Source organism: Nocardiopsis chromatogenes YIM 90109 (genome assembly GCF_000341185.1).
GTDB classification, from domain to species: domain Bacteria; phylum Actinomycetota; class Actinomycetes; order Streptosporangiales; family Streptosporangiaceae; genus Nocardiopsis_A; species Nocardiopsis_A chromatogenes.
In genome coordinates this window covers 1-13,695 of record NZ_ANBH01000223.1, presented here as the reverse complement: position 1 = coordinate 13,695, position 13,695 = coordinate 1, and the positions used below count along the sequence as shown (strand labels likewise).

Genomic DNA, 13,695 nt, shown 5'->3' with positions numbered 1-13,695 from the left:
CGCAGGTGGAACCCTGGGTCCGGCCCACGCGTCCCAATGGGCCGGACTTCGCACCCGAGCTCCGGAGGAGCGCCTTGGACACCCCCACGACCGTGGTCCTGATCCTGCTGGGCGCACTGGTCGTCCTCGGAGCGGCGATCCTGATCGTCCAGCTCCGCCGCCGCGACCGTCCCGCCCCCTCCGCTCCCGCCGCCCCGCGCGACCCGTTCGCCGACGTCGGCGACATCAACGGCGACCCGCGCGCCCTTCGCGCCGGGGACATGGTCGAGTTCGGGGCCGAGCGCTCCTGGGTGCGCGGCACCCTGCGGCTCTCCGAGGGCGGCGCGCAGTGGGCCGAGCACTTCGTCGACGCGCAGGGCACCGACACCGGGGGCGGGCAGGCCGCCCGCCGCTGGCTGTCCGTCGAGGAGGACCCCGACCTGCAGCTGGCCCTGTGGACCGCCCGCCCCGAGCTGGAGCTGGTCCCCGGCCCGCCCTCCCTGGAGCTGGACGGGGTGCGCTACCGGCTCTCCGAGCGCGGCAGCGCCTCCTACCGCTCGGAGGGCACCACCGGCCTGCGCGCCTCCGGCGGCATGGACTACGCCGACTACGAGGCCGACGACGGATCGCTGCTCTCCTTCGAGCGCTTCGACCACGGGAGCTGGGAGGCGGCGACCGGCACGCCCGTGCAGCGCGGCGCCCTGACCGTCTACCACTCCGGCGCCGAAGGGCCGGGCGCCTGACATGCGCACCGCATCCGCTCCCGGGGCCCACGCCGGTCCCGGATCCGGCGCCGGTCCCGACGCCGGTTCCGACGGCGACGCCGACGGCCCCCCGAGACCCGCGGCCGGAGCCGACGGCCGCGGCACCGCCGTCCCGGTCTCCGTGCCCTTCGCCGACACCCGCGCCCGCGACCTGGTCTGGACGCTGGAGCACCCGCCGCTGCCCGCCCTCGCCACGCGCACCGCGGTGCTGGGCGGGGTCCGGGTCGAGCTGCGTGTCCTCGGGGCCTCGCACCAGGTCGTGCTGGCGGGCGGCCCCCAGGCCCACGCCCGGGCCGTGGAGACCGTCGCCTGCCTGCCGGGCGCCGACGGGAACCTGCCCGGTTCGGCCGCCCCCGGCGTCCCCGGGCTGGCCTCGTACTCCTTCACCAGCACGGTCGAGCGGCTCTCCGGCCCCGAGCTGGACCGGCGCGTCCGCGCCCTGGTCGACCGGCTCGACGGCGACCCCGCCGCGGTCGCCGCCGCCTTCCCCGGGTCGCCGTCCGCGGTGACCGCCCTCGCCGCCGCGTCCCCCGCCCCCGGATGCCTGGAGTGGCGCACCTGGCACGCCTACCCGCAGACGGGCGAGCTGGTCCGCACCCGCACGCGGACCCGCACCGCCCCCGCCAAGCGCACCGCCCATCCCTCCGAGGAAAGGAGCCCCGCCCCGTGAACATAGAAGGGACCACGGGCAAGATCCTGCTGCTCATCGGCCTTGTGGGCGTCATCCTCGTCGTGGCCTTCGCCTCCCTGGGCAACGCGTCGAGCCGCCCCGAATGCGGCGACTACGACCTGGTCAACGGCGAGTACGTGTACCGGGACGACCGCGGCGACTACGAGAAGGAGAACGGCGAGTACATCTACGTCGGGTGCTCCTCCGGCTCGCGCGGGTCCAGCAGCCACAACAACAACAGCGGTTCGAGCGGGGGCGGCTTCTTCTCCTCCTGGGGCGGCAACTCCCGCGACGGCTCCGGGTTCCGGGGCGGCGGCCCCGGCTGGGGCAAGTGACGCCGGAAGCGGCACCGGCCCCGCGACCGGGCGCCGAGCCCGCGACCGGACCGCCTGCCCCGTACCGTCCCCGCCCCCTGCCCCGGTGCGGCGGTACGCGGCACCGGTGGCGCCCATGACGGAACGCGACAGACAAGGAACCCCCGAGACGCCATGTTCATCCTCTACGAAGCCCTGGCCGTATTCGCCTACGGGGCCCTCGGCCTCGTCCTGATGCTGGCCGGCTACCTCATCGTCGACCTGCTCACCCCCGGCAAGCTGCACGTCCTCATCTGGCAGGACCGCAACCCCAACGCCACCCTCGTCCTGGCCGCCAACACCCTCGGCGTCGCCATGGTCGTGGCCATGGCCATCTACGCCTCCGACAGTGACGGCATCGCCGAGGGCCTGCTGCTCACCGCCGTGTACGGCGTCATCGGCCTGGTGCTGATGGCCGTGTCGTTCGCCGCGATCGACCTGCTCACCCCCGGCCGCCTCGGCGACGCCGTCAACCACGCCGAGCTGGTGCCCGCCGCCTGGGTCAACGCCACCGCCCACGTGTCCGTCGCCCTGGTCGTGGCGGCGGCGATCTCCTGATGGCCGAATCCGTCGAGGCCGTCGGTACGGAGCGGTCCGACGGGACCGCTGAGGCGGGGGAGGCGCCCGGCGCGGGCGCCTCCCCCGCCCGCCTTCCCGTCGGCCCCCGCGCCGCCCGGTTCCTGGTGCTGCTCGGCGTCTTCGTCTGCGCCGCCTGCGGCCTGGTGTACGAGCTGGCGCTGGTGGCGCTGGGCAGCTACCTGCTCGGCGACACCGTCACCCAGGCCTCGATCGTGCTCAGCGTCATGGTGTTCGCCATGGGGGCGGGCTCGCTGGCGTCGAAGGGGCTCACCGGCCGCCCCGCGTTCTGGTTCGTGGTGATCGAAGGCGCCCTGTCGCTGGTCGGCGGGCTGTCGGTGCTGGCCCTGTACGCCGCCTACGCCTACCTGTCGCTGTACCAGCCCGCACTGGTGGTGTGCGCGTTCGCGGTGGGGGCGCTCATCGGCGCCGAGATCCCGCTACTGATGAAGCTCATCCAGCGGATCCGGCGGCAGGACGCCGCCGACGCGGTCGCCGACCTGTTCGCCGCGGACTACGTGGGCGGGCTCGTCGGCGGGCTCGCCTTCCCGTTCCTGCTGCTGCCGGTGCTGGGGCTGGTCGAGGGCACGCTGGCGGTGGGGACGCTCAACGCCCTGGTCGGGATGTGGGTGGTGCTGTGGATCTTCCGGTCCGAGCTGGCCCCGCGCGCCCGGGCCGGGGCGGCCGTCGGGATGGTGGTCGTGGTGGCGGTGCTCGCCACCGCCTACCTGCAGTCCGACCGGTTCGAGGTGACCGCCCGGCAGGCCCTCTACCGGGACCCGATCGTGCACGCCGAGCGCTCCGAGTACCAGGAGATCGTGGTCACCCGGGACGGGGACGACACCCGGCTCTACCTCAACGGGGACCTGCAGTTCAGCTCCCTGGACGAGTACCGGTACCACGAGGCGCTGGTGCACCCGGCGCTGTCGGGGCCGCGCGGGGACGTGCTGGTGCTCGGCGGCGGCGACGGGCTGGCGGCGCGGGAGGTGCTGCGCTACCCGGACGTGGAGCACCTGACCCTGGTCGACCTGGACCCGGCCGTCACACGGCTGGCGCGGACGGACCCGGTGGTGTCGGAGCTGAACGAGGACGCCCTGGACGACCCGCGGGCGGAGGTCGTCAACGCCGACGCGTTCAAGTGGCTGCGCGGGGACGAGCGGCGGTTCGACGCCGTGATCGTGGACATGCCCGACGCGGACGACGTGGGGACCGCGAAGCTGTACTCGGTGGAGTTCTACGCGCTGGTGGAGAAGCGGATGCGCGAGGGCGGGCTGATGACGGTGCAGGCGGGGTCGCCCTACTTCGCCAACGACGCGTACTGGAGCGTGGGCGAGTCTCTGAAGGAGGCGGGGTGGAGCACCGTCCCGTACAACGTGGACGTGCCGAGCTTCGGCAACTGGGGGTTCTACCTGGCCGCCCCCGAGGGCGGCGGGGCACCGGAGTTGACGGTGCCGGAGAACGCGCCTGAGCTGCGCTTCCTCGATGAGCGCATCCTTGAGGCCGCGAAGGTGTTCCCCAAGGACCGCGCCCGAGGGGCGGCCGGGAGCGGGGGGAGCGGGGAGGACGGCGAGGGAGGTTCCGGGGGCGGAGGCGACGTTCGGGCCTCGACGCTCCTCGATCCGGCCGTCATCGGCTACCAGCAGGAGAAGGAGGCCTGGGAGGGCTACTGATCCCGGTGGTCGCGGGGGTTCGGCGGCTCCTCCGCCTGATCGACGCCCTCCTCGGCCCCGATGCCGGTGCCGTCCTCCGGGGCGCTCTCCGTCCGCGGCGCGGGCACACGCCCTCCCAGGCGCTTCAGGGCGACGCGCGCCTCTTCGGCCTCGGGAACGCCCATCTCCGTGAAGATCGCCGTGGCGGCGGAGAGCCGATCGCGCGCGGTCTCGGCCTCCCGGGAGTCCTTCGGCTGCCGCAGCGTTCCGAGACCGAGCAGCGCCTTGCCCTCCGCGAAGCGCTCCTTGCGCTCACGGGCGATGCGCAGGGCCTTCTCGTAGGCCTCCGACGCCTCGCCGACCCAGCCCGCGCGGGCATAGGTCAGGCCGAGGCCATTGAGGATCTCGGAGTCGGCGCTTCCCAATGACGTCTTCTTGCTCACTTCCAAGGCCTGGAAGTGGGCCTCTTCCGCCCGGCCGAAGTGCCCTTGCGCACTGAGCGCGACGGCCATGCCGTTCAGGGCGAAGACCTCGGCGGAATGGTCACCGCACTCCTGCGCAGCGGTGACCCCCTGCTCTAGGTGGCGCACGGCCTGGTCGTAGTCCCCGAGACCGGTGTAGGAGTCACCGATCACCCGGAACGCCGCGGCACGCGTATCCGGGGGGACGAGGTCGGCGGGGCCGTCGAGCACGGCCCTGCCCGCGATGATCGCCTCCTCGTGCTCACCGATCATCTGCTTCATGACGCCGACGTTGAGGGTCTGCAGCAGTTCGAGTGCGCGGTCGCCCGTCCTGCGGGCGTGGTTGAGCACGTAGGTCAGGGCGGCCGCGGCCTCCCGGAACCGGCCGAGCCGCTCATAGACCAGGCCGAGGTTGGCCTCGGCCCGCATCAGCCCGAAGTCGTCCCCCAGCTTGGTGAGCAGCTCCTTGGCCTCTTGGAGCAGGTCGAGCGCCAGCGCGTAGCGCCCCGCCAGCCCCTGGGCGACGCCGAGCCCGATCAGGGTCACGGCGCTGCCCCGCTCGCTGCCCTGTTCACGGCTGGCCGCAAGCGCCTTCTCCTGGGTGGACAGCATCAGCTCGGTGCGCCCGTGCACGGCGTAGAAGCGCCAGACCGCGTCGGCGATCTGCCAGGTGTGCTCCCCCGCCTGCCGATCGGCGAAGTAGTCGACCACGGACACCAGGTTGTCCTGGTGCCGCTCGAACCAGATGACAGCCTCCTCGCGGCTCCCGATCCTGCTCTCGTAGCGGGAGCGCCGGGTCACCACCAGCTCGTACTCGTGGGCCCGGGGCCCCAGGTAGCCGGCGGCCTCGTTGGCCCGCTGCAGGTAGTGCTCGGCGAGCCGCCACCGGGCGTCGTCGGCCTCCTTGCCCTCCAGCTCCGCGGAGGCCTTATGCCGCGCGTAATCGCCGATGAGGTCATGGAAGCGGTAGACGTCCACGCTCGGCTCGTCCAGCAGGCAGACGCTGACCAGCTCTTGGAGGAGGTCGTCGGCGTCGGGCGGGTCCGCGTCGAGCAGGTCCGCGGCGCCCATCAGGTCGATGCTGCCGCCGATCATGGTTCCGAGCAGGCAGAAGATGCGCCGCTGTTCATCGGTGAGGCTCCGGTAGGACAGCTCGAACACCGCCTCGACGCTCTGCCCCTCGACGCGCAGTTCGAGAAAGCGTCGGCGCTCCTCCCCCAACCGCTGGCGCACGTGCGCGAACGTCCAGCGCCTCCGGTGCAGCATGCGCCCGGCGATGATGCGCAGGGCCAGGGGAAGCCCCCCGCACAACTGCACGACCTTCGCGGCGTCCTCGGGCTCGGCGGTGACGCGGTCCTTGCCCAGGACCATTTCCAGCAGCCGCAGGGAGTCGTCGCTGTCGAGCATGTCGAGGGACAGGTGCCCCACGCCGCTCAGCCCGGGGAGGTCGTGGCGCGAGGTGATGAGGGTGAACGACCCGGCGGCCGCAAGCAGCGGATGGACCTGGGCGTACCCGGCGGCGTTGTCGAGGACGACCAGGACCCGGCGCCCGGCCAGGCGGGCCCTCCACATGGCGGACCGCTCTTCGAGCGTGTCCGGAATGGCCTCGGGCGCCACGCCCACGGCGCGCAGCAGCGTCCCCAGAGCCGCCTCCGGGGAGGCGGGCGCCTGCTCGGGGCTGAAACCGTTGAGGTCGATGAAGAAGGCGCCGTCCGGGTAGCGGTGCTCCAGCAGGTGTGCCGCGTGCACGACGAGGGAGGTCTTACCGACCCCGCCCGGGCCGGTGACCACGTACACCGGGGCGGCGTCCTCACCGCGCTCGGCCGCCTCCAGCAGTTCGCGCACGTCCTCTTGGCGGCCCGTGAAGTCGGGCAGGTCCCGCGGCAGGTCGTTGCGGGTGACCGCGGTCGGCCACGGGGCCTGCGGGGACTCCGCGGCGGCGGGCTCGGGGGCCGCGTCGGCGGCGGGTGCCTCGCGCCCCTCGGTGTCGTTGAGGATGCGCTCGTGCAGGCCGACCAGCTCCGGGCTGGGGTCCACGCCCAGCTCCTCGGCCAGGTAGCGCCGGTTCTCCTGGTAGGCGCTGAGTGCCGCGGCCCGCTGGCCGCTCCGGTTGAGTGCGGCGATGAGCAGGTACTGCAGGCGCTCGCGCAGCGGGTCCTCGCGCACCAGGGGGGTCAGCCGGGTGACCACGTCGTCGTAGCGGCCGAGGGCGAAGGCCCCGTCGGCCCAGGCGGTCACCGTCGCCCACTGCTCTTCGACGAGGGGCTGGCCCAGCGCGTACCAGAGGCGGTCGCTCCCGGTACCGGAGAACGGGCGCCCCTTCCAGCATTCGAGGGCGCGCTCCCACAGAGCAACGGCCTCCTCGGTGCTCCCCGCCGCGTGGCCGCGCGCGGCGAGGTCCCGGAAGCGGTGGAGATCCACTTTCCGTTGATCGATATCGGCGAGATATCCACCCGGAGTAGTCGTGATCAACCCGGGAAAGGCACGCCGGAGGTGGGAAACCTGTACCTGGATCACGGAGCGTGCCGTTCGGGGCGGATCGTCGTCCCAGAGATACTCGATCAACCGGTCGATCGGCACCTCTTTCCCGGCATCGACCAGGAGCGCCCCGAGTACGCACCGCTGCCTGGGCCCACCGACGGGCACGGGTTCACCATCGTCCCGCCACGCCGAAATGGGTCCGAGCACGCCAAAATCCACAAATGGCACTGTACCAAGGCCATTTGCGGATCCGGCGCGTTCCTCGGAGCGAGGATTTGCGGGACCGACCCGAAACCTTCCGCCGGTCCTCCGGTTGTGCTGCTGAGAGGGGGGTCAGCCGTCCGACTTCGCCGGCGGCTCCTCCGCGTCCTCCGGAGCGTCGCCCCCGTCGGCTTCGCGCTCCCTCTCCTGTCCGCCGCCCGGCACGGGCTCCTCGTAGGGTTTGATCTTCCCGATCACGCCCCCGAGCCCGGCCGTGATGGCGTCGAACTCCTCCTGCAGCGTCGTGCACCCCGTCATGTCACACTTCCCTTTCCGCGAGGCCGCAGGCGCGCGCCCCGCTCCTGGAGGTGCGCCTACGGCAGCTCGATGTCGACTCCGACCAGGTCGTCCTCGTCCTCCCAGGGCTCCATCTCCTCCTGGCGGGAGTCGCCGCCGTCGTCATCGCTCGCGGGCCGCAGCTTGGCGGCCGGCGGCGCGACGACGGTGAAAGGAGCGTCGAGGCCTTCGACGATCCGGGAGAACTCCTCGTCGACCCGGGTCGGCTCGGTCAGCAGCATCGAATCCCATCCCATCTCATCCGTGAACGGGCACCCCCCGGATGCGGCCGAACCACCGCACCGAGCACCGTGGGCGTGCCGGACCGGAGCCCGCAGGCCGTCCTCCCGCGGATCCCGGTCTGGCCGAACGGGTCCCACGCTAGAGACGCCGTCTTCTGCGGTGCTTTCAGCCCGCTTTCAGCACCGGTTCCAGCCCTCCGGAACCCGGCCCGCCTGCGGTCGCGCGCCGTCGGGGCCACCCGGCCACCGGGGCGCCGTCGCGGCCTCGCCGGCCGCCCCGCCGACCGACCGGCGCACGCAGGGGCTCCAGTCGGGAAGACATCCGTCCTTCCCGGCAGGACCGCGTTCACACACCCGTCACCTGTCCTCTTTCGGCCTCTGCTCCCCCGTCTGTCACCGTTGCGCTCTAAACTGCCTTCTCGTGGCACACCATGCGCCCGACCCGGGAGAACAGACTCCGCTGGCCCGACTGCCCCGGAGGTCCCGAGCGACCCTGCTCGCGGCCACGGTGAGTGTCCTCGCGGTCGCACTGGCCATGACCGGCCTCTGGGCGGCCGGCGGCCTGGAGGCCTCGAAGTCCACCGACTTCCGGGACGTCGCACCCGGCGAGCCGGTCCGCAACTCGCTGCTGGAGCTGAAGCTGCACGAGGCGGCGTTCACCCGGGACCCGGACACCGGGGCGCACACCCTCCAGATCCGCGCGGACATCAAGACGCGCTTCAACGAGCCGGTCCCGGTGGCCAACCTCACCGGCATGATCGACCCCCGGTTCGGCCGCAAGGACCTCTCCGCCGCCGGCCTGAGCGTGGCCCTCACCCGCCAACCGGACCGGACCGTCTTCGACCTGCAGCCGGAGGTCCAGGAGGAGGCCGTCCTGACCTGGCGGCTCACGGACGACGACCCGGACGCCGAGCCCAAGTCGGCCGAAGAGATCTTCGACGACGAGAACTTCCTCGAACCGGCCGACGTCTCCGAGCAGGTCGCCCAGGTCGACCGGGTCAAGGTGACGGTCACCGGGGCCGTCTACGAGGCCGGTTTCACCGACCAGACCAAGCGCTGGTGGCACGACACGAACACGCGCGGCATCGTCTACCTGCCCATCGAGGAGTGATCACCGTCAGCGCTCCCCCGCCCCCGCAGTCCCCGCAGCCGCCCGCGGGGCACGCCGCCGCGCCCCGGCCCGCGCGCGAGCGGCGCTGGCCGACCGTGGTCACCTCGCTGGTGCTGCTGGCACTGCTCATGTACGCGCAGTCGTTCCGCTTCTCCTCCGATGTCGCGGTCACCGAGCCGATGGTCGCCTCCGGTGACGCCTCCGCCGCCGTGGACGCGCGGTCCTTCACCGTCAAGGTGGAGGAGGTGCGCTTCGCCAGGGCCGTCGGCGACGGCGCCGACGATTCCGGGCTGTCCGACTTCGCACCGGAGCCGGAGTACATCGAGGCCAAGGGGGTGTGGGTCGTGGTCTTCCTGGAGGTGACCTCCACGGAGCGGCAGCTCACCCGGCTGGAGGCCGAACTCGACAGCGGTGACAAGAACGTCTACGCGTCCACGTCGTGGCTGCACAACACCTTCGGCTCCATCGGCGACGGCTTCCCGCCGGGCATCCCGGTCCAGGGGGCCACGGCGTTCGAGGTTCCGGAGAAGGCCCTCAAGGACCCGGTGGTGCGGGTCACCGTCTCCACCGGTATCGACCAGCGTCTCTCGGGGGAGGCCCACGTGAAGCTCGGGCTCTCCGGGGACGAGCTGAAGAAGGCGATCGACGGCGCCGAGGAGACCCTGGACGTGCCCGCGCCCCGGATGCAGAAGGTGTGACGCCCCGTGCCCGCCCGTCACGACCCCCATTACCCTGACGACCGGGATCCGCTGGACCCCGCGTCGCCGGACCCTGCGTCACCGGAGTACGCCCGCCCCGATCACGACCCGTGGGCGCACGGACCGCAGCGCCCCGCGGACGCCCCCGGCGGGCAGGAGGCCCCGCCGCCCGTGCCGCAGCCGGGCGAGCAGCACGGTCCGCCGACAGGACGGCACGGGCCGCAGAGCGGGCCGCCCGGGCACGGCCAGGGGACGCCGCCCACCGGCATGCGGCCGGGCGCCGTCCCTCCGCATGCGCAGCGGCCCGCACCCCCTCCCGGCCCCCCGCCCGGACACCCGAGTGCGCCCGAGCCTGCGCAGCCGCAGTGGCCGCAACAGCGGCCCTCGGCGCCACAAGGGCCTTTCCAGTACCAGCAGCCTGCGCAGCCCCCGGGACAGCAGCAGGCCACGCCTGACGGGTGGCATCGGCAGGGCCCCGCGCCGTCGGACCCCCCGCAGGGCACGCCCACCGGTCCGCAGCACCCCCGGCCACGACCGCAGCAGCAGGGGCAGCCGTGGGAGACCGCGCCCGGGGGCGAGCAGTCCTCGGGCGCATGGGCGTCACAGGGCGGGGGGCCGAGTCAGGGTGTGCCGTCCTCGGGACGGCACACCGGCCCTCGACAGGGGCCGCAGCAAGGGCCGCCCTTCGTGGAACCCAAGCACTCGGCCCAGGGCCCGGCACAGGGCGGCCCTCCGCAGGGCGCGCCGTTCCCGGGGTGGGGCACGGGGCCGCAGCAGCCGTCCCCGCTGGTCGAACCGAAGGGGCCACCGCACCACGGACGGCCCGGCGGCCCCCGGACCGGCGACCCGCAGCAGGCGCCGCCCGCCGTCGGCTCCCCGGGGACGGAGCCTGCCGACCGAGCGCCGCGCCCCACCTTCGCGCGCCCGGAGGACGGCCCCGCCCCGTCCGACGCCCGGCACGGCGGGGCGCACCTCGCCGAGCCGCCCGCCGTCGGCCGACAGGCGCAGGGGGGCGGNGGGGGGGGGGGGGGGGGGCCGCCGCCGCGGCCGGAACGGGTGCGGCGGCCACGGCGGCCCGCCCTCCGTTGTGGAAGCGGCTCCACCTGCCGTGGATCGCGGGCATCGTCGTGCTGCTGCCCGTCTCGCTCGGCGGCCCGTGGGTTCTGGAGAACCAGGAGTGGAAGGAGACCGGCGCGATCCCGCCCGACCCCGTCCCCGCCGAGGGCGGCACCGCCTCCGTCTCGGGGAGCGAATGGGGGCTGGGGGCGGTCGTCGTCGACGAGTACTTCGACACCGAGCCGCCCCCGCCGGGCATCACCCTGGTCGACGCGGTGTTCAAGGCGTCGCCGTCGGACGAGCGATCGGCCGAGCTGCTGAAGACGTGCAGTTTCCAGGCCGTCGGCGACGACGGCCGGATCTGGGAGACGAGCAGCGAGTACGCCACCCGGTCCGCGCTGGAGGACGAGGGCTTCGTCTTCCCCGGGTTCCTCGGGTGCACCGACCCCGAAGGCGAGCTCTTGAAGCCCGGCGACACCGGGAACTTCGTGGCGAGCTTCCTGGTCCCCGAGGACGCGGTGGACTCGCTGCGATTCCGGGTGGACGTCGACACCGGGCTGGGGGAGGACGAGAGCGACCCCCCGGCCCCCGAGGCCGCGGTGTTCGACACCCCGGACGAGGAGAACTGAGGGCCGCCGGGCGACCGGTCGGCGGAGATGCCTCCACCGCCCCCGATGTCCGGCCTTCCGGCCGCCCGCGCACCGAACGGCCGGGGCCGGGCCGCCGGACGGCTCTCTGCGCGCGCTCGCCCGGCGGACCCACCGCTCCTCCGTCTCGGAGCGGCTCAGCCTCCTGGGAGCCCTACAGCGCCCCGAGTCCGCCGATGCCGACGTACTTGACGTCGAGGAACTCCTCGATGCCGACGGTCCCGCCCTCGCGGCCCAGGCCCGAGTGCTTCACCCCGCCGAACGGCGCCGCCGGATTGGACACGATGCCCTGGTTCAGGCCGACCATCCCCGTCTCCAGCGCCTCGCTGACGCGCAGCGCGCGCGTCACGTCGCTCGTGTAGACGTAGCTGACCAGCCCGTACTCGGTGTCGTTCGCCGCGCTCAGGGCCTCGTCGTCGGTGCTGAACACGCTCACCGGCGCCACGGGGCCGAAGATCTCCGTCCCGTACATCTCGCTGTCCTGCGACACGTTCTCCAGGACGGTCGGCCGGTAGAAGTACCCGGGCCCCTCGGCCGCCTCGCCGCCGACGACCACGCGCGCGCCGCGGCCCACCGCGTCGTCCACCAGGCGCTGCACCTTCTCCCGCGCACGCGAGTCGATCAGTGGGCCCACCTGGACCCCGTCCTCGGTGCCGCGTCCGACCGACAGGGCGCCCATGCGCTCACCCAGGCGGCGGGAGAACTCGGCGGCCGCCGACTCGTGCACGTAGAACCGGTTGGCGGCGGTGCACGCCTCGCCGATGTTGCGCATCTTGGCCTGCATGGCGCCCTCGACCGCCGCGTCCAGGTCGGCGTCGCCGAACACCAGGAAGGGGGCGTTCCCACCGAGCTCCATGGACGTGCGCAGCACCTGCTCGGCGCTCTGCTCCAGCAGCGTGCGCCCCACCCCGGTGGAGCCGGTGAACGACACCTTGCGGATGCGGCCGTCGCGCAGCAGGGGCTCGGTCACGCCGCCCGGGTCGGTGGTGGGCAGCACGCTCAGCACGCCCTCGGGCAGCCCGGCCTCCTCCAGGATCCCGGCCAGGGCCAGCGCGCACAGCGGGGTCTGCTGGGCGGGCTTGAGGACCATGGTGCACCCGGCCGCCACCGCCGGGCCGATCTTGCGGGTTCCCATCGCCATGGGGAAGTTCCAGGGCGTGATCAGCATGGACGGTCCCACCGGGCGCTTCATGATCAGGAAGCGCGACTTCCCGTCGGGCGAGGTGGCGTATCCGCCGGAGACGCGCACCGCCTCCTCGGAGAACCAGCGCAGGAACTCGGCGGCGTAGGCGATCTCGCCGCGCGCCTCGGCCAGCGGCTTGCCCATCTCCAAGGTCATCAGGAGTGCGAGCTCGTCCTGGCGCCCCATCAGGATCTCGAACGCGCGCCGCAGGATCTCGCCGCGCTCGCGCGGAGCGCGGGCGGCCCAGGAGGCCTGGGCCCCGGCGGCGGCGTCGAGGGCGGCGAACGCGTCCTCGCGCGAGGCGTCGGCGACCTCGCACAGGGCCTCGCCGGTCGAGGGGTCCTCCACGGCGAACGTCGCTCCCCCGGAGGCGTCGCGCCACCGGCCGCCGACCATGAGCCGCTTGTCCACCTGCTCGACGACCTTCACTTCGTCGCTGCGCTGCGCCATCGGTCTGCCGCTCCCTCTTCCTCGTCGCTGCCCGCCCCCTTCCCAGCGCTCCGGGTTCGCTAACGGGGCCGCGGGTAGGGGGACCCGGGAGAGTGCGGTCTGGACACCGCCCCAGGCGGATGATTCCATAGCGCCGTCGATTGTCAACAATCCTACGGAATGAGGTTCGCGCGCATGGTCGAGCAGTCGGCCCGGCTGTCCCCGGTCCTGAAGCAGGCCACACCCGTCCTCGCCGCCCGCGGCGAGGGCGTGCACATCTACGACGAGGACGGCCGCCGCTACCTGGACTTCACCGCCGGTATCGGGGTCACGAGCACGGGCCACTGCCACCCCAAGGTGGTGGAGGCCGCGCAGAAGCAGGTCGGCACCCTCATCCACGGGCAGTACACCACGGTCATGCACCGGCCGCTGCTGCGCCTCACCGAGGAGCTGGGCACGGTCCTGCCGGAGGGCCTGGACCGCCTCTTCTACGTCAACTCCGGGAGCGAGGCGGTCGAGGCGGCGCTGCGGCTGGCCCGCCAGGCGACGGGGCGGCAGAACGCGGTCGTGTTCGAGGGGTCCTTCCACGGGCGCACGATGGGCGCCGCGTCGCTCACCACCTCCGGCACCAAGATCCGCGCGGGGATCGGGCCGCTCATGCCGGGGGTCGCGGTCGCGCCCTTCCCCTACGCCTACCGGCTGGGAATGAGCGAGGACCAGGCGGTCGAGTACGCCCTGGCCGAGCTGGACTACCTGTTCGCGACGGTCACCTCGCCCAAGGACACCGCCGCGTTCTTCATCGAGCCGGTGCTGGGCGAGGGCGGGTACGTGCCGGTGCCCCCGGCCTTCCTGGAGGGGC

Annotated in this window: 13 protein-coding genes; 9 read left to right on the top strand and 4 right to left on the bottom strand. The window is 73.3% G+C overall.

Annotation, left to right across the window (positions count from 1 at the left end; all coding sequences use genetic code 11):
• Window positions 1–74 precede the first annotated feature (74 nt).
• The 5 genes from D476_RS0120985 to D476_RS0120965 all read left to right on the top strand — a co-directional run bounded on the left by D476_RS0120985 (window position 75) and on the right by D476_RS0120965 (window position 4,012).
• Window positions 75–722, top strand: coding sequence for a DUF4178 domain-containing protein (locus D476_RS0120985; protein WP_017625891.1), 648 nt, complete (start codon window positions 75–77; stop codon window positions 720–722).
• Between the two features lies 1 nt (window position 723).
• Window positions 724–1,413, top strand: a complete 690-nt coding sequence (locus D476_RS34050; protein ID WP_017625890.1) for a DUF2617 family protein — start codon at window positions 724–726, stop codon at window positions 1,411–1,413.
• Window positions 1,410–1,748, top strand: a complete 339-nt coding sequence (locus D476_RS0120975; RefSeq protein WP_017625889.1) for a hypothetical protein — start codon at window positions 1,410–1,412, stop codon at window positions 1,746–1,748. Before D476_RS34050 ends, D476_RS0120975 begins: the two co-directional genes overlap by 4 nt.
• A gap of 153 nt (window positions 1,749–1,901) precedes the next feature.
• On the top strand, window positions 1,902–2,324 hold the full coding sequence (locus tag D476_RS0120970; protein WP_017625888.1) for a DUF350 domain-containing protein: 423 nt from the start codon (window positions 1,902–1,904) through the stop codon (window positions 2,322–2,324).
• Window positions 2,324–4,012, top strand: a complete 1,689-nt coding sequence (locus D476_RS0120965) for a polyamine aminopropyltransferase (RefSeq protein WP_017625887.1) — start codon at window positions 2,324–2,326, stop codon at window positions 4,010–4,012. Before D476_RS0120970 ends, D476_RS0120965 begins: the two co-directional genes overlap by 1 nt.
• Here D476_RS0120965 and D476_RS34045 read toward each other — a convergent pair.
• The 3 genes from D476_RS34045 to D476_RS0120950 all read right to left on the bottom strand — a co-directional run bounded on the left by D476_RS34045 (window position 4,006) and on the right by D476_RS0120950 (window position 7,727).
• Window positions 4,006–6,873, bottom strand: coding sequence for an ATP-binding protein (locus D476_RS34045; protein ID WP_017625886.1), 2,868 nt, complete (start codon window positions 6,871–6,873; stop codon window positions 4,006–4,008). The two genes, D476_RS0120965 and D476_RS34045, sit on opposite strands and share 7 nt — an antisense overlap.
• Window positions 6,874–7,266: 393 nt before the next feature.
• Window positions 7,267–7,452: a hypothetical protein gene (locus D476_RS0120955; RefSeq protein WP_017625885.1), complete on the bottom strand. Its 186-nt coding sequence runs from the start codon at window positions 7,450–7,452 to the stop codon at window positions 7,267–7,269.
• A 56-nt stretch (window positions 7,453–7,508) separates the two neighbouring features.
• A complete protein-coding gene (locus D476_RS0120950) occupies window positions 7,509–7,727 on the bottom strand; it encodes a hypothetical protein (protein ID WP_239648779.1) in 219 nt (72 codons plus the stop codon).
• 406 nt (window positions 7,728–8,133) lie between these two features.
• Here D476_RS0120950 and D476_RS0120945 point away from each other — a divergent pair, with 406 nt between their 5' ends.
• From D476_RS0120945 to D476_RS0120935, 3 genes are all read left to right on the top strand, one after another.
• The gene (locus tag D476_RS0120945) at window positions 8,134–8,823 is read left to right on the top strand and encodes a hypothetical protein (RefSeq protein WP_026123708.1); all 690 of its coding nucleotides are present in this window, start codon (window positions 8,134–8,136) and stop codon (window positions 8,821–8,823) included.
• Complete coding sequence (locus D476_RS0120940) at window positions 8,820–9,521, top strand: hypothetical protein (protein ID WP_017625882.1); 702 nt, start codon at window positions 8,820–8,822, stop codon at window positions 9,519–9,521. The genes D476_RS0120945 and D476_RS0120940 overlap by 4 nt, the downstream gene beginning before the upstream one ends.
• A 1,085-nt stretch (window positions 9,522–10,606) precedes the next feature.
• Window positions 10,607–11,206: a hypothetical protein gene (locus tag D476_RS0120935; RefSeq protein WP_017625881.1), complete on the top strand. Its 600-nt coding sequence runs from the start codon at window positions 10,607–10,609 to the stop codon at window positions 11,204–11,206.
• 172 nt (window positions 11,207–11,378) lie between these two features.
• Here D476_RS0120935 and D476_RS0120930 read toward each other — a convergent pair whose 3' ends face one another.
• Window positions 11,379–12,857, bottom strand: a complete 1,479-nt coding sequence (locus tag D476_RS0120930; protein ID WP_017625880.1) for an NAD-dependent succinate-semialdehyde dehydrogenase — start codon at window positions 12,855–12,857, stop codon at window positions 11,379–11,381.
• Window positions 12,858–13,031: 174 nt separating this feature from the next.
• Between D476_RS0120930 and D476_RS0120925 the strand changes: the two genes are divergently transcribed.
• Window positions 13,032–13,695 (top strand): aminotransferase class III-fold pyridoxal phosphate-dependent enzyme (locus tag D476_RS0120925; RefSeq protein WP_017625879.1); only part of this gene is annotated, 664 nt, incomplete at its 3' end.

Excerpts from the sequence above, each read along its gene's own strand:
- D476_RS0120955 (WP_017625885.1), bottom strand. The coding sequence starts at position 7,452 with ATGACGGGGTGCACGACGCTGCAGGAGGAGTTCGACGCCATCACGGCC.
- D476_RS0120965 (WP_017625887.1), top strand. The coding sequence starts at position 2,324 with ATGGCCGAATCCGTCGAGGCCGTCGGTACGGAGCGGTCCGACGGGACC.
- D476_RS0120970 (WP_017625888.1), top strand. The coding sequence starts at position 1,902 with ATGTTCATCCTCTACGAAGCCCTGGCCGTATTCGCCTACGGGGCCCTC.
- D476_RS0120930 (WP_017625880.1), bottom strand. The coding sequence starts at position 12,857 with ATGGCGCAGCGCAGCGACGAAGTGAAGGTCGTCGAGCAGGTGGACAAG.
- D476_RS34050 (WP_017625890.1), top strand. The coding sequence starts at position 724 with ATGCGCACCGCATCCGCTCCCGGGGCCCACGCCGGTCCCGGATCCGGC.
- D476_RS0120950 (WP_239648779.1), bottom strand. The coding sequence starts at position 7,727 with ATGGGATGGGATTCGATGCTGCTGACCGAGCCGACCCGGGTCGACGAG.